This window comes from Prevotella pectinovora, from assembly GCF_000834015.1.
GTDB classification, from domain to species: Bacteria; Bacteroidota; Bacteroidia; order Bacteroidales; family Bacteroidaceae; genus Prevotella; species Prevotella pectinovora.
Map to the genome: position 1 here is coordinate 46,349 of NZ_JXQI01000088.1, position 17,411 is coordinate 63,759.

15 protein-coding genes and 1 tRNA gene are annotated in these 17,411 nt (G+C 50.6%); 2 read left to right on the forward strand and 14 right to left on the reverse strand.

Annotated features, from left to right (window positions below):
- Nucleotide 1: 1 nt before the first annotated feature.
- The 9 genes from ST42_RS12485 to ST42_RS12525 form a co-directional block, all read right to left on the reverse strand.
- Entirely contained in the window at nucleotides 2–415 is a 414-nt protein-coding gene (locus ST42_RS12485) for a sugar 3,4-ketoisomerase (protein WP_022317541.1), read from the reverse strand.
- A 169-nt stretch (nucleotides 416–584) separates the two neighbouring features.
- The gene (gene purT, locus ST42_RS12490) at nucleotides 585–1,766 is read right to left on the reverse strand and encodes a formate-dependent phosphoribosylglycinamide formyltransferase (protein WP_044073806.1); all 1,182 of its coding nucleotides are present in this window, start codon (nucleotides 1,764–1,766) and stop codon (nucleotides 585–587) included.
- Between the two features lie 195 nt (nucleotides 1,767–1,961).
- Nucleotides 1,962–3,110: a dTDP-glucose 4,6-dehydratase gene (rfbB, locus tag ST42_RS12495; RefSeq protein WP_042519959.1), complete on the reverse strand. Its 1,149-nt coding sequence runs from the start codon at nucleotides 3,108–3,110 to the stop codon at nucleotides 1,962–1,964.
- 155 nt (nucleotides 3,111–3,265) lie between these two features.
- Nucleotides 3,266–3,754 (reverse strand): metallophosphoesterase family protein, encoded by a 489-nt coding sequence (locus tag ST42_RS12500; RefSeq protein ID WP_022317544.1) that lies wholly within the window; start codon nucleotides 3,752–3,754, stop codon nucleotides 3,266–3,268.
- Between the two features lie 10 nt (nucleotides 3,755–3,764).
- Complete coding sequence (locus tag ST42_RS12505) at nucleotides 3,765–4,397, reverse strand: cytidylate kinase-like family protein (protein WP_044065134.1); 633 nt, start codon at nucleotides 4,395–4,397, stop codon at nucleotides 3,765–3,767.
- Nucleotides 4,398–4,429: 32 nt separating this feature from the next.
- On the reverse strand, nucleotides 4,430–5,803 hold the full coding sequence (locus ST42_RS12510) for an MATE family efflux transporter (RefSeq protein WP_044073735.1): 1,374 nt from the start codon (nucleotides 5,801–5,803) through the stop codon (nucleotides 4,430–4,432).
- 163 nt (nucleotides 5,804–5,966) lie between these two features.
- Complete coding sequence (porE, locus tag ST42_RS12515; RefSeq protein WP_082028661.1) at nucleotides 5,967–8,024, reverse strand: PorE family type IX secretion system protein; 2,058 nt, start codon at nucleotides 8,022–8,024, stop codon at nucleotides 5,967–5,969.
- A 136-nt stretch (nucleotides 8,025–8,160) separates the two neighbouring features.
- A complete protein-coding gene (locus ST42_RS12520; protein ID WP_042519962.1) occupies nucleotides 8,161–10,191 on the reverse strand; it encodes a DNA topoisomerase 3 in 2,031 nt (676 codons plus the stop codon).
- A 13-nt stretch (nucleotides 10,192–10,204) separates the two neighbouring features.
- Nucleotides 10,205–10,714, reverse strand: a complete 510-nt coding sequence (locus ST42_RS12525; protein WP_042519963.1) for a flavin reductase family protein — start codon at nucleotides 10,712–10,714, stop codon at nucleotides 10,205–10,207.
- A gap of 386 nt (nucleotides 10,715–11,100) precedes the next feature.
- Between ST42_RS12525 and ST42_RS12535 the strand changes: the two genes are divergently transcribed.
- Nucleotides 11,101–11,580, forward strand: coding sequence for a dihydrofolate reductase (locus ST42_RS12535; RefSeq protein ID WP_044073737.1), 480 nt, complete (start codon nucleotides 11,101–11,103; stop codon nucleotides 11,578–11,580).
- Between the two features lie 94 nt (nucleotides 11,581–11,674).
- The gene (locus ST42_RS12540) at nucleotides 11,675–12,031 is read left to right on the forward strand and encodes a hypothetical protein (protein WP_044073738.1); all 357 of its coding nucleotides are present in this window, start codon (nucleotides 11,675–11,677) and stop codon (nucleotides 12,029–12,031) included.
- Nucleotides 12,032–12,467: 436 nt separating this feature from the next.
- On the opposite strand, the gene ST42_RS12545 is transcribed toward ST42_RS12540, so the two are convergent.
- The 5 genes from ST42_RS12545 to ST42_RS12565 all read right to left on the reverse strand — a co-directional run bounded on the left by ST42_RS12545 (nucleotide 12,468) and on the right by ST42_RS12565 (nucleotide 17,246).
- On the reverse strand, nucleotides 12,468–12,893 hold the full coding sequence (locus tag ST42_RS12545; protein ID WP_044073739.1) for an N-acetylmuramoyl-L-alanine amidase: 426 nt from the start codon (nucleotides 12,891–12,893) through the stop codon (nucleotides 12,468–12,470).
- 338 nt (nucleotides 12,894–13,231) lie between these two features.
- Nucleotides 13,232–13,783 (reverse strand): hypothetical protein, encoded by a 552-nt coding sequence (locus tag ST42_RS12550; protein ID WP_197068951.1) that lies wholly within the window; start codon nucleotides 13,781–13,783, stop codon nucleotides 13,232–13,234.
- Nucleotides 13,784–14,316: 533 nt separating this feature from the next.
- Nucleotides 14,317–15,246, reverse strand: coding sequence for a 1,4-dihydroxy-2-naphthoate octaprenyltransferase (gene menA, locus ST42_RS12555; RefSeq protein WP_022317554.1), 930 nt, complete (start codon nucleotides 15,244–15,246; stop codon nucleotides 14,317–14,319).
- 313 nt (nucleotides 15,247–15,559) lie between these two features.
- Nucleotides 15,560–16,906, reverse strand: a complete 1,347-nt coding sequence (locus ST42_RS12560; RefSeq protein ID WP_044073743.1) for an ATP-binding protein — start codon at nucleotides 16,904–16,906, stop codon at nucleotides 15,560–15,562.
- A 252-nt stretch (nucleotides 16,907–17,158) separates the two neighbouring features.
- Nucleotides 17,159–17,246, reverse strand: a tRNA-Ser gene (locus ST42_RS12565).
- Between the last annotated feature and the right edge of the window lie 165 nt (nucleotides 17,247–17,411).

Below are 17,411 nucleotides of genomic sequence, written 5' to 3' on the forward strand. Positions count from 1 at the left end.
ATCAGTCTTTTACTCCCTTGTATTTCAGGAATTCCTCGTAGTCGTAGATATAGTCCTCTGGTTCATAAACCTCTGATGCAAGCACGAGGCATACGGCTCCAGAAGAGAAATCGTCGAGCGTTCGCCAGATGCCCGTCTCTATCACCAGTCCCTGGTATGGGTGGTTGAGCAGGAAAGTGCGGCGCTCCGTGCCGTCGTCGAGGGTAACAGTGAAGCTGCCGCTGAGAGCTATTATCAGCTGCTTCAGCTTCTTGTGTGCGTGTCCGCCACGGCTTTCGCCTCCCGGCACGTCGTAAACCCAGTATGCCCTCGATATCTTGAACGGTATCTGGTTGTATTCCTCCACCACGGATAGATTTCCGCGGCGGTCCTCAATCTTGGGGATGTCGATAATCTTTGCTTCAGAAACTTTCATTATTGTATGTTTTTTAGTTGACGAGTTGACGAGCTGACGAGTAGGCGAGCAGGCAAGCTGACGAATTCGCAAGTTTGCAAGCCAGACGATCTGGCAAGGTCCATTTTGTGTTTCTATAGGAAACGGCAGGTTTGCTTAGCGGGTTGTCGGCGGTCAGTCAGGTCCACATCTATTTCTCCATATACGGGTCAGTTCCGAGCACTGTGGCAGCCAGACGCTTAGCCTTGTCGCGGAGCGGAGTAGTATCGTCGTCCTTGTCGCCATAACACAACACTACACCCATGCGTCTGCCCACCAGCTGATGCTGTTTGCCGAAGATGCGCAGACGGGTATAGTCTTCGCTTACGGCGTCGGTCATATTGTATGCCGGTGCGTCGTCGGTTTCCTCCTTGCCGAGAACCACGGCGCTTGCTCCGGCATGCTCCAGATGGATGGCAGGTATTGGCAATCCCATAACGGCACGGAAGTGGAGCTCAAACTCGTTCAGGTTCAGGGTGTGTCCCAAGGTCACCATTCCTGTGTCGTGAGGACGCGGAGAGAGTTCGGAGAATATCACTTCACCCTGTTTCGTAAGGAAGAATTCCACTCCCCAGATGCCGGCGCCGGTGAGAGCCGCAGTGACCTTTGCTGCCATGTCTTCAGCCTTTTTCAGTTCGTCGGCAGGCAGACAGAACGGTTGCCAGCTCTCTCTGTAGTCGCCGCCTTTCTGCACGTGGCCGATAGGAGGGCAGAACAGGGTGGGACCGTTCTTTTGTGTCACGGTGAGCAGCGTGAACTCACTGTCGAAATGTATGAACTCCTCGATGATTATCTCCTTCACGTCGCCTCTGCTGCCTTCCATGGCTGCGTTGAAAGCCATCTCCAGTTCATCGGCGCTATTCACGATGCTTTGTCCGTGGCCAGACGACGACATCAGCGGCTTTACTACGCATGGGAAACCGATTTCCTTTGAGTGAGCCTTCAGTTCATCGAGAGTCTTGGCGTAGAAATACTTCGCCGTGCGCAGTCCCAGTTCTTTGGCTGCCAGATCGCGGATAGCCTTGCGGTTCATGGTGTAGTTCACCGCCTTGGCGCTCGGCACCACCTGTATGCCATTGCTCTCATAGTCGAAGAGTCTCTCAGTGCGTATCGCTTCTATCTCAGGCACGATGATATCCGGTTTGTGTCTGTCCACTACGTTGTCGAGGGCTTTGCCGTCGAGCATGTTGAACACTTCTGCTTCGTCTGCCACCTGCATGGCAGGGGCATTAGGATAGCGGTCGCAGGCTATGACATACTGTCCTGCACGTTTTGCTGCGATTACAAACTCTTTTCCAAGTTCTCCGGATCCTAATAATAGTATCTTCTTCATTTTCTTTATCTTCTTTGGGTTTGTGTGAAATTTTCGGGGATTGTCAGTCATGTCCTTTCCTTTCCCCTTCTTTTATAGCCGTCTTGCCGTCCGGTTGTTGTGACCGGTCGCCGTTTTGCGGTGATGTTATGACAGTGCATTGGTTCTTCGTCTTTATGACAGAACGTTTGTCGGTCGTCGTTGTTACCGGTCGGCTTATCTGTTGCCGTACATCTGTTCGTAATATTTCTGGTAGTCGCCGCTTGTCACTTCGGCAATCCAGTCCTGGTGTTCGAGGTTCCATTTGATGGTCTTCACGATGCCGTCGGCAAACATCGTTTCCGGATACCATCCCAGTTCCTCCTTTATCTTGGTAGGGTCGATGGCGTAGCGCTGGTCGTGGCCCAGTCTGTCGGCAACGAATGTGATGAGTTCGTCGTTTATCCAGCTGATGTCGATGTCGCCGTTGGCGTCCTTCACCTGTTTCTTCAGTATGTTGCGCAGGTTCTTGTCGGCAGCCATCATGTCGTGGATGGTCTTGATGGTGAGTTTCACGATGTTGATGTTTGTCATCTCGTTGTGGCCGCCCACATTATATACCTCACCTTCGCGTCCCTGGCGCACCACGAGATCGATTGCCTTGCAGTGGTCTTCAACGTAGAGCCAGTCGCGCACGTTGTCGCCCTTTCCATATACCGGGAGTTTCTTTCCCTCCAGGATGTTGTTGATGATCAGCGGAATGAGCTTTTCAGGGAAGTGGTATGGTCCGTAGTTGTTGGAGCATCTTGTGATAGAGGTCGGCATGTGGTAGGTGTCGTGGTATGCCATCACTATCATGTCGGCACTTGTCTTAGAAGCACTGTAGGGGCTGTGAGGACAGAGAGGCGTCTTCTCGGTGAAGAATCCGTCTTTGCCAAGCGAACCATACACCTCGTCGGTGCTCACCTGATGGTAGCGCTTGCCAGTCTTCCAGGTGGGGTATCCTGAGGCATCCTTTCCCGTCACCCAAGCACGGCGCGCCGCGTCGAGCAGGTTCTGCGTGCCTAAGATGTTTGTTTCGAGGAAGAGCTGCGGGTTCTCGATAGAGCGGTCCACATGGCTCTCGGCAGCGAAGTTCACCACATAGTCTATATCGTATTCAGTGAAGAGCCTGTCGGCAAGTTCGCGGTCGCGGATGTCGCCGCGCACGAAGATGCAACGGTCGTTGTCGATGTCATCCTTTATAGTTCCGAGATTTCCTGCGTATGTAAGCAGGTCGAGCACTATCACCTTTATTTCTTCATTCTTGTATTTGCGGTGAAGCAGATACTTGATGTAGTTGGCGCCGATGAAACCGGCAGCTCCTGTTACTAAATAGGTTTTCATGTTATGTTTTTTTTGTTGTTTTTTTTCTTTGAGTGGGCTGGATTTTCTAGTTCTTCTAGACCTTCTGGCTTTTCTAGTCTTTCTAGACTTTCTAGACATTCTAGCTTTTCCAGTTTTTTCTAGATATAGATTATCCGGCTGTGTTTTCAGCCAGTTTATGCCAGAGTTATCACTTCGCAGTCTTTGAATTTGTTGCCGTCGATGGTGAGCCTCACTATGGTGCGCTCCTTGTGCCATCCCTGCAGACCTGCCGCACCGGGATTGATGTGGAGCAGACCGAGCGTCTTGTCGTATTTCACTTTCAGAATATGACTGTGGCCGCTGATGAACAGTTGAGGCGGCATGGCGTAGATTTGCGAGCGTATGCTGCTGTCGTAGTTGCCGGGATAGCCGCCGATATGCTTCATCAGCACGTCAACGTCTTCGCATTTGAACCTCAGCTTCTCTTTATACATCAGCCTCAGGTCACCGCCGTCGCAGTTGCCGCATACCGCCCTGAAGGTTCTGAATTCAGCAAGTCTCTCAGCCACCTCTGTCGAACCGATGTCGCCGGCATGCCATATTTCGTCGCAGGGCTCGAAATACTTTAGATATTTGTCGTCCCAATATCCGTGGGTGTCGCTTATTATTCCTATCTTTTTCACTTCCTGCCCCTCATCCTATGTGTAGCACCTTCTCGATGAACTCCTTGATATAAGCCTCCGTGCCTTCGATTCCGAGCAGTGAGGTGTTTACACACAAGTCATACGACGAGCTGTCGCCCCATTTCTTTCCCGTATAATAATTATAATATGTGGAACGTGATTTCTCTCCGTTCTCTATAATCTTCAGTGCTTCATTCTCTTGGCATTCCTTGCGCTTGCGGATTTCGCTGATGCGGTCTTCTATTGATGCCGTGATAAAGATGTTCACCACATTCTCGTAGTCTCTGAGCACATAGTCGGCGCATCTGCCCACGAAGACACACGACCCCTCGTCGGCCAATTTGCGTATCGTATCGCTCTGCATCTTGAAGAGTCCCTCTTGCGAGAAGTCGTTGTCGTAGAAGCTGCCGTCGCCAACGAATGGTGTGTGCATGTGAAACAGCGAATGGAAGAAACCCTTCTGTTCGTCGTTCTGCTCGAAGAATTTCTCACAGAATCCACTCTCTTTTGCTGCTATGGTGAGCAGCTCCCTGTCGTAGAACCCACATTTGAAGTCGTCGGCAAGCATCTTGGCTATTATGCGTCCGCCGCTGCCGATCTGTCGTCCCACGTTTATTATAATGTTCTTTTTTATATTATCCATGTCTTCTATGCGTTTTTATATTATCCATGTCTTCAATGCTTTTCGTTTGCCATTGATAAATTATGTTGTTTCTTGAATTTCTTCATGTATGTATACATCATCACTACAGCCACTATCTCCGCTATGGTGTCGGAGATTGGCATCGACCACCACACACCGTCGACTCCCATGAACGTGGGCAGTATGAGCAGCATGGGGAAAAGGAACAGCATCTGTCTCGACAGCGAGAGGAACATGCTTATCTTTGCCTTTCCGATGCTCTGGAAGAAGTTTGTTATCACCATCTGCGATCCCACGAGCATGAATGCCGCCATCATTATCCTCAGTCCGTTTACAGAGAGGTCGATGAGCTGCTGGTCGGTGGTGAAGAGCCGTGCGCAAGGCCCCGGTATCAGTTCAGCCACGAGGAATCCAATCGTTGTGATTACCGTTCCGGCTATTGTGGCGAGGCTGAGCACACGCATCAGTCTGTCGAGCTTCTGCGCTCCGTAGTTGTATCCGGCTATGGGCTGCATACCCTGTGTCAGTCCCATGTTCACCATCACGAAGATGAAGCACACCTTGTTGGCTATGCCGTAGGCACCCACGGCGAGGTCGCCGCTATACATGAGCAGTCCCTTGTTGATGAATATCACCACGATACACGCACACACGTTCATCGAGAACGGTGAGAGTCCGATGGCGAGTATGTTTTTCACGATTGCCTTCTTCAGTCCGTATATTCCGCGTTTCAGATGCAGCAGTTCGTTCTTGTTGCTGAATATGTGCATCTGCCATACCAGTGCCAGCATCTGCGAGAGGATTGTGGCATAGGCTGCACCCTGTATTCCCATGTTCAGTGGATAGATGAATATAGGGTCGAGTATGGTGTTGAGCACCACGGTGAATATCGTGGCATACATTGCCTGGCGCGGTTTTCCGGATGCTCTGAGCACGCCGTTCATTCCGAAATACATGTGTGAGAACACATTTCCGAGCAGCACTATCACCATATAGTCTCTGGCGTAGGGCAGTGTCTGTTCGCTTGCGCCGAAGAAATAAAGAATCGGGTCGAGAAACAGCAGCGACACGATGCTGAATGCCAGTCCGATAATGAGGTTGAGCGTCACAGCATTTCCCAATACCCTCTGTGCCGTGTTGTAGTCTTTCTGTCCGAGTTTCACCGAGATGCATGTTGATGCTCCCAAACCAACGCCAGCTCCGAAAGCCGCTCCCAGGTTCATGAACGGGAAGGTGAGCGCCAATCCGCTGATGGCTATCGGTCCCACACCCTGTCCGATGAATATGCTGTCCACCATATTATACAGCGACGATGCTGTCATTGCTATTATGGCTGGCAGTGAATATTGCATGAGCAGTTTGCCCACAGGCTTGTTGCCTAATTCTAATGTTGCTTTGTTGTTCATTGTCTTCTTTTGATTGTTGTAATGTCATGAAGTCATCCCATGATACATTCCCGTAATGGGGGGAGAACATCATTAAGCTCCAACCGGTCATTATGCCGTCAGATGCAGGTGACCCGATTTGGGTCGGGCAGCATTCCTTGCTGTTCCGTTGCTTGCTGTCCCGTCATTCAATCAGGAAGATGTCTTCGTTGCCATTAGCGTCTGTGTCGTCTTCTTTCTCTTTAGGCTTCGGCGGATTCTTCAGCTGTCCGTTTTCGTCAAACATGCCGTAGGTGGTTCTCAGCACGATGAATTCCGTTCTTCTGTTCAACTGGTTGCAGATTTCCTGTTTCTCCTTGTCGAGTTTCTTTATGAATTCCTCGGTGAGCACGTCGCCCTCTTTGAGCCATGTGTATTTCTCGGTGAGTTTCTTCCTTATCGTCTTAGGCTTCATCTTGCCGTATCCCACAGGTGTCAGTCTCTTGGCACTCACACCCTTGGCGATGAGATATCTCACCACGCTTTCAGCCCTTCGCTGCGACAGTTTCTTGTTGTAGGCCTCGCTGCCCTTGTAGTCGCAGTGTGCGCTCAGCTCTATCGTCACGTTCGGGTTCTCCTGCAGCAGTTTCACGAGTTCGTCGAGAGCCGTTTCCGATTCCTTGCGCAGCGATGACTTGTCGAAGTCGTAGAAGATGTTGTCGATGAGCACCGGCACACGGATTGATGCCAGCGGGAACTGCAGCACGTGGTCTTCCGACTCCGCAGAGGGCTTGATGCTAATCTCCTCTTTGTGGTTCAGGAATCCCTTGCAGGTGGCGAGCAGCACGTAGTCCACTCCCGGTTCCACCACTTCGGTGAACGATCCGTCGCCTTTCACGCTGAGCTTTTTGTTCGTGCCGTCGTTGCCCACGAGATACACCTGTGCGTCGGGCAGTTCATATCCTTCCATCTCATACACCCATCCCGTGACGGTCTGTATTATCTCCGGTTTCTCAAAGCTGTAGATATGGTCCCAGCCGCGTCCGTCGCCTCTGTTTGACGAGAAGAATCCCCTGTTGTGTGCTCCCTCGAAAGTCATTCCGAAGTCGTCGCCCTGGGAGTTCAGCGGATATCCCGGATGTTCCAGTATGATTTTCTTTCCGCTCTTGTCCGTCTTGGCGATGAAGATGTCGAGACCGCCCAGACCCGGATGTCCGTTGCTTGAGAAATAGAGGTCACCGTTTGGTCGGAATGTAGGAAACATCTCGTCTCCCGCCGTGTTGATGGGCTCGCCCAGATTTTCCACTCCTCCCAGTCCTGCCGCTGTGATTCTCACTCTCCAGATGTCGAGTCCGCCCTTTCCTCCCGGCATGTCGGAAGTGAAGTAGAGCCATTCTCCGTCCGGCGACACTGCGGGATGGGCGAAGCTCGACAGCGTGTCGCGTGTTATCTCCAGCTTTGTTGCCTTTCCCCATGCTGCGTCAGCACGGTTTGATGTGGCTATCGTGGCATATCTGGGGTAGGAGGGGTCGCTCACGCATTGGGTGAGATACATCACCCTCTGGTCTGGCGAGAAGCAGCATGCACCCTCGTCAAACTCTGTGTTGAGTCCCGATGTGATGGTCTGCGGCCGTCCCCATTTTCCTTTGTCGTCTTTCTGCGAATAGAAGATGTCGCCGTTTTTCGTTCCCGTTATTCCGCTCAGTTCGTCGCCCTCCGCCTCGTTGCGTGTAGAGGTGAAGAACAGCTGTTCATACTGGTCTCCGCAGAACATCGGCGAGAAGTCGGCACGTCGTGAATTGAATATGTCCATCTTCTTCACTATATATCTCGATCCCGCATCCTTTGCAGCCTTTGCCGTGCGTGCCGACTGCAGTCCGTCTTTCGCCAGCTGGTTGTCTGGCATGGAGTCGAGCACCAGGAGGAATTCCTTCTCCGCCTCCTTGTAGTTGGCATCTTTTAGCAGCGCACGTGCGAAATCGAGATGCGTCTGCAGACTGTCGGCGCCGTATCTGATGGCGTTGCGGTAGGCGGCGATAGCCTTTCCGTTGGAGTTTATGCGGTTGTAGCAGTATGCCATGCGCATGGCATAGAGACCCCTTGCCGTCCTGTCCTTGGGTTTCGATTTGGAGTATGCCTGTTTGTATTGGGCCGCAGCGTCGAAGTATTCGCCAAGAGCGAGAAATTTCTCACCCTTCTTGAAGTTGCGGTCGGCGCCACAGGAGGCGAGAACAGCCACGAGAACAGCCAATGCCGCCCACATCCTCAATCCCGGATAGTGATGAGGCTGACGGGGCATTGCGTTGCTTTTTGATTTCCTTGATATATTGTTCATGCTTATTCCTTAATAATATAAGAAAAAACTCAAACTTGCGGTTTTTATTGTGCAATCGGCAGCTTTATTGTTCGAAAGGCAGTCTGAAAGAACATCCCTCTTTCCATCTGCTGCATCCGTATGCTGTCTTTCCCTTTATCACCACGCCTTTGCCACACACCGGACATACGTCGCCCGGTTTCACTCCGGCTGCGTCACCCGGCTTGGCTGCAGACTTCGTTGCCGTCGTAGCTTTAGGTTTGGCTGCAGTTTTCCGCTTGGTCTTCTTTTTCAGGTCCTCTTCAGTGAGAATCGTGACGCGTCGGTTGGAGTTGTCGCTCAACACGTCGTGTACGATGGTGGCAATCTGCTCCTTCAGTTCGCTGATAAACTGAGCCGGGTCGTAAGTCTTGTGCTCGATGTCGCGCAGTTTCTTCTCCCATATTCCCGTCAGCTCACAGCTCTTGAGCAGTTCCTCCTTGATGAGGTCGATGAGTTCGATGCCTGTAGCCGTAGCCACGAGGTTCTTTCTCTCCCTTCGGATATAGTGCCTCTTGAACAGCGTCTCTATGATGCCTGCCCTCGACGATGGTCTGCCGATGCCGTTCTCCTTGAGCGCTGCCCGTAGTTCCTCGTTGTCAACGAACTTTCCTGCCGTTTCCATTGCCCTGAGCAGCGTTGCCTCGGTGTAGTATTTCGGCGGTGTGGTCCATTTCTCCGTCAGCGTAGGCGTGTGTTCTCCGCTCTCGCCCTTTTCGAATGCCGGCAGCGTGCGCTCCTCGTCCTGCGGCTTGGCGTCGCCGTCGTCGGCAGTCTGCCTGTCGGCAGCGTCCTTGGCATACACCGCCCTCCATCCCGGATCGAGAATCAGTTTTCCGGTGGCTTTGAATTCTATGCCGTCCACATCGCCCATCACTGTTGTAGTGGCGAACTTGCAGTCTGGATAGAACACGCTGATGAAGCGCCTGGCTATCAGGTCGTAGACGTGGCGTTCCATGTCGGTGAGTCCCTGTGCCGGCACTCCGGTGGGTATTATGGCGTGGTGGTCGGTCACTTTGCTCGTGTCGAACACCTTTTTCGACTTCTTCAGCGGTTTTCCCCTCAGTGCCGTGAGGAGCTGGTCGTAGCCCTTTATGCCGTTCAGTATTCCTCCGCATTTGGGATAGATGTCGTCGCTCAGATATTGTGTGTCCACACGGGGGTATGTAGTCAGCTTGCGCTCATAGAGAGTCTGTATTATCTTCAGCGTCATGTCGGCGCTCATGCCGAATTTGCGGTTGCAGTCCACCTGCAACGAGGTGAGGTCGTAGAGGTGTGGCGGTGCTTCTGTGCCGCGTTTCTTCTGCACGTCGGTTACGGTGAACGGTTTTCCCTCTATCGTGGCAAACGCCTGTTCTCCCTCCTCCTTGGTGGTGAATTTTCCTTTCGTAGCCGTGAACGTGGTGTCGCGGTATATCGTGGCGAGCACCCAGTAAGGCTCCGGTTCAAAGTTGTCAATCTCCTTTTGCCTGTTCACTATCAGCGCCAGCGTCGGTGTCTGCACTCGTCCTATCGACAGCACCTGCCTGTTCTGCCCGTATTTCAGCGTGTACAGGCGGGTGGCGTTCATTCCCAATATCCAGTCGCCGATGGCACGGCTCAGTCCGGCGAGATACAGCGGTTGGTAGTCGTCCTGCGGCTTCAGGTTGCCGAATCCCTCGCGAATCGCCTCGTCGGTCATCGATGATATCCAGAGGCGCTTCACCGGACATTTCGCGTTGGCCTTCTGCATCACCCATCGCTGAATCAGCTCACCCTCCTGTCCGGCGTCGCCGCAGTTTATGATGCCGTCGGCATTCTGCATCAGTTTCTCGATGACAGAGAACTGCTTTGCTATTCCCTTGTCGTCGATGAGCTTTATGCCGAAGCGTTGTGGAATCATGGGCAGCGCCGCCAGGCTCCACCGCTTCCATAGGGCGGTGTAGTCTTCAGGTTCCTTCAGCGTGCACAGGTGTCCGAAGGTCCACGTCACTTGGTATCCGTTGCCCTCCATATATCCGTCGTGTGCGCTGTTGGCTCCGATAATCTTGGCGATGTCCTTTGCCACGCTGGGTTTCTCTGCTATGCAAACTATCATTTGTAGGCTCTGCTTATTTTCTCAGTGCTTCAGTTATTTCCAATACATACACGTCGTGGTATCCGCCGTGCTTTTCGCCATACCATTGCGTCAGCTGCTTGTCAATCATGTTCTCCTCCTTCAGTGTGTCTTTGTATAGCTTGCGGCAGACCAGTGTCAGTCGGGCCTCTTCAAAGGTCACTTCTCCTCCCTCAAGTGTCACCGGTGTGAGTCCTGCCTCATGTGCCTTGTCGAAGTCTCTTCCCGATTTCGAACCGCAGAAGTTGTATGCCAGGCGTGCCTTCTCGCTGTTGCCCAGAAACTGCAGCGTCAGCGTGTCGTTCTCTTCGATGAACTGGTGGGTGTAGCGTTCCGGACGGATGAAGACCACTGCCACAGGTTTGTTCCATAGCCATCCGAGACATCCCCACGATGCCGTCATCATGTTGAACTTCTCTTCATTGCCCGCCGTCACGAGCATCCATTCCTTGCCTATAGTCTCAAACACGTTGTCGTTGAGATCTCTCATGTCGATTCTTTCCATATTGCTATATTGTTGTCTTGTTTTTGTTCATGCCGGCAGAAAACCTGAGATGCTTGTCGCATCGTTGGGCCGTCATGCCGTGATATTCTTTTTCCGGTTCCGAAAATCCAAGTAGGTTTCTGATGCCGGATTCGGTTCTAATCTGCAAAAATACTCATTATTGGTGAGATTTTGCCACGCTTGGGCGAAAATGTTAGGTATTTGTATTATCTTTGCATAAGATACGCTTCGGCTCGGGATAAGAAATGAATGGATTCATTTCGTTCTCCTCTCGCCTTGCATTATCTTTGCATAAGATAAGCTTCGGCTCGGGATAAGAAATGAATGGATTCATTTCGTTCTCCTCTCGCCTTGCATTATCTTTGTCTCCCCTAAAATAAAAAAACATGAGAATAAACATTATTGCCGCCGTGGACAGAAACAGGGCGATAGGAAAGGAAAACAAACTGTTGTATTGGTTGCCCAACGATCAGAAGCGCTTCAAGCTCCTCACCACGGGCCACACCATAGTGATGGGTCGCAAGACCTTTGAGTCGCTTCCCAAAGGAGCATTGCCAAACAGACGCAACGTGGTGGTGAGCCGCAGCGTGGCGGAGCTGCCGGGATGCGACGTATACCCTTCGATTGACGAGGCGCTGAAGTCTTGTTCAGCCCAGGAAGACGTATATATCATCGGCGGCGAGAGCGTATACCGGCAGGCATTGCCGTTTGCCGACCGCCTGTGTCTCACCGAGATAGAAGCCGAGACGGAGGGAGCCGACGCCTTCTTCCCCGACTATTCCTCATGGCATGAGGCAGCCCGTGAAGCCTATTCTGCTGACGACCGCCATTCGCATGACTATGCTTTCGTAGACTATGTGAAGTGATGCTCTAAGCAGCAGTCAATCCCATCCGGCAGCTAATCCCAGCCATCAGTCAATCCCATGACATACCACCACCGATGTTGAGGCCGGAACGGCTGTGGCAGAACCTGTCAGACTCGTCGGGACATATAGCGGCAAGCGTCTTGCCACGACTGACGACACCGTTTGCATGGTGGTTTCTTCCGACAAGACATTCAATGCCGTAGGTGAGGCAGGCGACGCCATGTTTGCCACCAAGGCAGCACTGTTTGTTCCAGCCGACAAGGCGGAGACTCTCGAAATAGTATTCGGCGAGCGCATCGTCGACGCCATCAGCGGCGTATCTTCAGACAATGCTGACAGCGCAGGAAAGATATACACCCTCGACGGCAGACTCGTTGAGACCGGCGGCAACGTGAAGAATCTCAAGAGCGGCGTCTACATCATGGGAAAGAAGAAGGTAATTCAGCCTTGACGGCGCACGGCTCCAGGCTCCGCAGAAGGGCGTAAACCTAGTGGTGAAGACGTTTGCCGGCGGCAAGACACGCTCCTTCAAGATGATAAAGAGATAGGGACATAATCCGGATGCTAACGGACAGAAAAAGAAATCATCCTGCATTGCGATGCGACGATGCCTGTCGCCGCTCGTATGCAGGATGATTTCTTTTTACCCAAATCGGTCGTTAGGGCTTGATTGGATTTTGTTTTTTCAGAAGAATGGGTTTAAACCCAAATCGGTCATTAGGGCTTGCTTGGATTTTGATTTTTTAGAAGGATGGATTTTGTTTGGCTTTTAATGAGTAATAGCGAGCTATTGCGAATTAAAAACAAGCAAAAGACGCCTTATAAAAAGCAAAAGACTGCAAGCAGTTATAAAATATTACATTGAACGGCCTAATGACCGTTTTGGGTTAAATCGCCCCATACTCCCTCGTTGCATTGAAACACGGACACGCCTTCTGCCATGCCTTGGGATTGTTGGCGCCCCAGATGTCGCGGTGGCCCATGATGAGGGCGTTGGGGTAACGGCTCCTCAGTTCTATCAGCAGGTGTACGATGGCTGCCTTCTGCTCTATCGTGCGGTTGTCGGTGGGGCGGCCTTTGGCGTCGATGCCGCCTACGTAGGCGATGTTTATCGCCGACTGGTTGTAGCCCCTCACTCCGTTGCTCACCTTCTCCTCGTCGAGCAGCTTCACCATCCTGCCGTCTGGCATCGCCACATAATGATAGCCCGGCGCATGCCATCCGCGGCTCTTGAATTCTGCCAGCAACTGTTCAATACTCGTCTTGCGGCTGCTCGCCGTGCAATGGATAAAAATTCTCTTGATGTTTCTCATGATAATGTTTTGATTATTTGTTAGTGTGATTCTTGTAGTCGTAGGATAAGCTTCATGTTCCTTTCTGATTATCCCCAATCAGTCGTTAGGGCTTGCTTGGATTTTGTTTTTTTTAGAAGGATGGATTTTGTTTGGCTTTTAATCCCAAATCGGTCGTTAGGGCTTGCTTGGATTTTGTTTTTTAGAAGGATGGATTTTGTTTGGCTTTTAATGAGTAATAGCGGGCTATTGCGAATTAAAAACAGACAAAAGACGCCTTATAAAAATCAAAAGACTGCAAGCGGTATTAAAATAATACATTGAACGGCCTAATGACCGTTTTGGGTTTATCCTTACTGTCATTCTCCATCCAGGTCCTTGTCCCTGTTCTCCTCCTGATTCCTGTTCCCCCGATTTTCTTTCGCGTCCTCCTCATGGTTTTCTTTTCTGTTCTCCTTCCGGTTCTCTTTCAGGCTCTCCTCCAGCGCCTCGCCCAGTGCGTTGTCCTTTCGCTTCAGAAATCCCGTTGCCAGCCGCATGAGCGAGAACCTGCCGGCATAGCCATGCAGTGCGAGCACGTGGTTCACGATGCTGTCCATCTCCCACACGCAAGCCAGCGACAGTCCTGCTGCCGCCGTGGTGGTGTGGTTGGCGATGCCCAGCGGTTCGAAAATCGCCATTCCCATTATCGCACCGAAAAAGAGATATGCGAAATAGTCTATCAGCTTGTTGCAGGTGCGCCGGCCTGCCCTCGACAGTCTGATGGGCACCTTCCGTTTCTGCGATTCCGACACGCCGAACCACAGGTCGGTCACTATCAGCACCGCTATGCACACTATCATCCATCTCAGGTCTTTCACCACCTGCATCGCCTCCGCCGCCATCGTGGCAGTGGCAGTCATTGTAGTCATTAGTCTCGTCATAATCTATTAAGTGATTCTGGTTATTATATTGAGTAATTCTGGTTATTTGTCTACAATATAATAAGGTGGCAACCGAAAAAGTCGATTACCGTCTGTTTCTTGTCCATAATGTATGATAAAGTCGTCAGGCAACGGGACGGTGGTGCCGATTTGTTCCTGATTCGCACTAACGGGCTGTTATAACATAATTATCCCAAAACACTGATGCCTTCTTCAGAAGTACCAAAATCCACTAAAAAACCAACGGACGTTTTGTGTTGAAAACTGATACGGATTCTGCCCACTTGGGGCAACGTGCTTGCCCCAAGTGTGAAAGCAGCTTGCCCACATTGGGCACGCTACTTGCCCCAAAACAGGTATATAATGGTACAGAAATCGGGTGTTTATGTTCTCCTGACTTTGTCACTCAAGGAACACTTATTTTATAAGTGATTGATAAACAATATTTTTATCTTTGCGTCACCTGATTTTGGGTGACGCAATGACGAAGTCAGGAAAAAGTTGACACAGTCGGCTTGTCATCAGTTGGCAAATACAAGGGCAGCCGATGCAAGCAATCCGAATATAAACATATTGCGTGCCGTCATTCCAAGCACACGGTTAAGCTCGGCACCTTTCCTTATATATCGCATCTCGTTGAACGCCCATGTATGGAATGGCGTGTATATAATTAATAGCGATTGTGTCCATTGTCCGTCGTGCCAATCGAGTAACACAACTCCTACAATAGCCAGAATGGTGCCTACAAGTCCGAGCATAAGATACAAAACCAGTCCGCCGCGCTCGCCAATGCGCACAATAAGCGTAAGCTTTCCTGCACGCCTATCGTTCTCGATGTCACGATAGTTGTTCACCACGAGCAATGTGTCAATAATCAGTCCGCAAGCTATCGACATCAATACCACGGCAAACGGAATAGACGTAAGCGCGGTAGGAGGAGCCGTGAGCCAATAGGTCATGCAAACAGGCACAATACCAAAGAATACGAGCACAAGCAAATCGCCAAGTCCGATGTACGAGAACGATATGGTATACAGAAAGCAGAAGACAACGCATGCCAGTCCAACCATTATCATCTCCCAACCACCATAATATACCAGAGGCAGTCCAACGATGCAAGCCAAGAGAGTAGTAACGAATAAACCACTACGCATAGCCGATGCCGTTATCCATCCTTGTGCGCAGGCACGCTTCGGACCAAGACGTTGTTCGTCGTCAGTACCTTTCATAAAGTCGAAGTAGTCGTTAATAAAGTTGGCATCCACCTGCATTATCAAAGCAAACAGCATGCACAACACAGCTGGCACAACCCTTATTCCACACCATCCATACATAGCCACGGCACAGGCAATACCTATCATAACGGGCACGGCAGCACCGGTGAGCGTCTTGGGGCGTGCGGCAAGAATCCAAGCCTTAAGAGAATTAACCCTTACATTTGTTTCATCCATTATATTTGTTTTAATCTGTTATTGGTCTTTTTATCAATTGTTTCTTGCAAATTTAGCCATAATAAACTGATTTTGCAAGTAAATATCTATATCATTCAATTATGGATACACGAAACGTAAGCCTCGACCTCATGGAGTTTGTCAAGCAAAACATACTGCCAAGGTCCGTCAATTTGCAAAAGCCAATTACAAGAACTTCATTGAAATTAACTTTGAACAAATGCCTTTGGCACGTCTGGCGTTTGATGGAAATTCATAGAATGATATTCCCGTCGCATCATCTCTTGCTCCCCAAATAGGCACCCAATTCCCGTCAAGCCTCATTGTCAATCACCTTGTCAATCATTCCTACATAATAGAATGGTAGGTTTATCAGTCTGAATGTCTTGCCTTTGGGGGTAGTGACTTCGTCGATTCCGTATTTGCCGGGCCATATTCTGATGGCTACATCTGTGGAGTCTGCCGTGTCCATAAACGAATGCAGCGACCGCAGGTGGGCATTGGTGCCGGATTTCACTTCGATAGGTATGATAGAGGCGTTGTGCTGCCATACGAAATCCACTTCAGCCGTGGCCCCCTTCTTGTCTCTGACCCAGAAAAACTGCTCGTTCCTGTAGTTGCGGTCGAGGGCGATACGCAGTTCCTGGGCAACAATCTGCTCGGCGGCATGTCCTTTCCATACGTCGGTGAGCGACCGGTTCTGCAGGTATTCGGTCTGTATGTCAACTGAGAAGTTCATGATGCCGGAGTCGAGCCAAATAAGTTTAGGCTGTCTTGTGAGGGCAGGGATGGCAGGTGCCTTTACCGTCGTTATCGGATAGCCCAGACTGAGCAGGAATGCCTTCTGCAACACCTCGAGAGCCTCGTGCACCTCTTTGCTCGTATAGTTGCTTCCGCCAAACCGGCTGAATGTGATGGTTTGTCCGGCTTCCGCCCAACCATGCGTGAGCAGATGACGTATCACATTGGTCTGATTGGTGTTTCTGGCATATTTTTCAACGTCCTCGTTGTATCCGTTTATCAGCGACCTGTATATCGGCGACAGCCTTGTTATGTCCTCGTGGGCGGCATATTCAGCAAGAGCCTCAGGCATTCCTCCAACGAGAGTATATCGGTTGAAAAGACTTGTCAGCATATCGTGATATACGGGCGAAACGTTTAGCTGGCGTATCATTTCAGCCAGAGGCTCGTTTCCTGTGGCGTTCAGGAATTCGAGAAACGAACAAGGTCTTAGCGACATGTATTCCACTCTTCCCACCGGAAACGATATGCGTTGTTTTATGAGCGTCTGAAGTCTCGACCCGGCTGCGATGATGTGCAGCCACGGCATTTCCTCATAGAAATAGCGCAGCAGCCCCACTGCTTTCGGCTCATTCTGTATCTCGTCGATAAAGAGCAGAGTGCGCTTGTTTTTGTCGACAACTATTTTCTTTTGCAGACACAGATATTGGAATATCTCAGCCACATCATCGGATATGCTGAATGCTTTGGCATCGGCGCTCTGTTCGAGATTCAGCTTTATATAGCAGTCGTACTGTTTGCTGAATTCATCAACGAGAGTGGTCTTGCCCACCTGGCGTGCCCCGCGCAGAACGAGCGGTTTGCGGTTTCCGCGTCTGCTCCATTCTGTCAAATCTTCAATTAATTGCCTGTATATCATGATAGTTACAACATTGTTTCACTTTGCAAAGGTAATGATTATTTCCCAAAACATAGGCAAAACCAGGCAGAAACTTTCCTAAAACATAGGCAAAACCGGCGGAAACTTTCCTAAAACATAGGCAAAACCATGGCAGTTCTTTCCTAAAACATAGGCAAAAGCGGAAGGGAACACTCTCAGAGCATAGGCAATATAACGAAAAAAGTCTACAGACCATCGGGCTTCATCGCTTGCCGGTCTGTAGACTTATAGCGGAAAGAGGGGGATTCGAACCCCCGATACGCTTTTGACGTATACACGCTTTCCAGGCGTGCCTCTTCAGCCACTCGAGCACCTTTCCTTTTTTCTTTTTGAGGCTGACTGTAGACTCCAGTGCAGTCTGGACTGCCGCTTTTCTGCTGCAAAGGTAATACTTTTGCCTGACATAACCGCATTTTGCGTTCACATTTTTCTTCATGCCCCTGCCGTGGATGGAGTGGGAGAGGGCATAAAAGGTTTTCGGAGT

Bases quoted from the DNA above. Each gene is read 5' to 3' on its own strand.
- ST42_RS12485 (WP_022317541.1), bottom strand. From the start codon at position 415: ATGAAAGTTTCTGAAGCAAAGATTATCGACATCCCCAAGATTGAGGAC.
- purT (WP_044073806.1), bottom strand. From the start codon at position 1,766: ATGAAGAAGATACTATTATTAGGATCCGGAGAACTTGGAAAAGAGTTT.
- rfbB (WP_042519959.1), bottom strand. From the start codon at position 3,110: ATGAAAACCTATTTAGTAACAGGAGCTGCCGGTTTCATCGGCGCCAAC.
- ST42_RS12505 (WP_044065134.1), bottom strand. From the start codon at position 4,397: ATGGATAATATAAAAAAGAACATTATAATAAACGTGGGACGACAGATC.
- ST42_RS12510 (WP_044073735.1), bottom strand. From the start codon at position 5,803: ATGAACAACAAAGCAACATTAGAATTAGGCAACAAGCCTGTGGGCAAA.
- porE (WP_082028661.1), bottom strand. From the start codon at position 8,024: ATGTGGGCGGCATTGGCTGTTCTCGTGGCTGTTCTCGCCTCCTGTGGC.
- ST42_RS12520 (WP_042519962.1), bottom strand. From the start codon at position 10,191: ATGATAGTTTGCATAGCAGAGAAACCCAGCGTGGCAAAGGACATCGCC.
- ST42_RS12525 (WP_042519963.1), bottom strand. From the start codon at position 10,714: ATGGAAAGAATCGACATGAGAGATCTCAACGACAACGTGTTTGAGACT.
- ST42_RS12535 (WP_044073737.1), top strand. From the start codon at position 11,101: ATGAGAATAAACATTATTGCCGCCGTGGACAGAAACAGGGCGATAGGA.
- ST42_RS12545 (WP_044073739.1), bottom strand. From the start codon at position 12,893: ATGAGAAACATCAAGAGAATTTTTATCCATTGCACGGCGAGCAGCCGC.
- ST42_RS12550 (WP_197068951.1), bottom strand. From the start codon at position 13,783: ATGACTACAATGACTGCCACTGCCACGATGGCGGCGGAGGCGATGCAG.
- menA (WP_022317554.1), bottom strand. From the start codon at position 15,246: ATGGATGAAACAAATGTAAGGGTTAATTCTCTTAAGGCTTGGATTCTT.
- ST42_RS12560 (WP_044073743.1), bottom strand. From the start codon at position 16,906: ATGATATACAGGCAATTAATTGAAGATTTGACAGAATGGAGCAGACGC.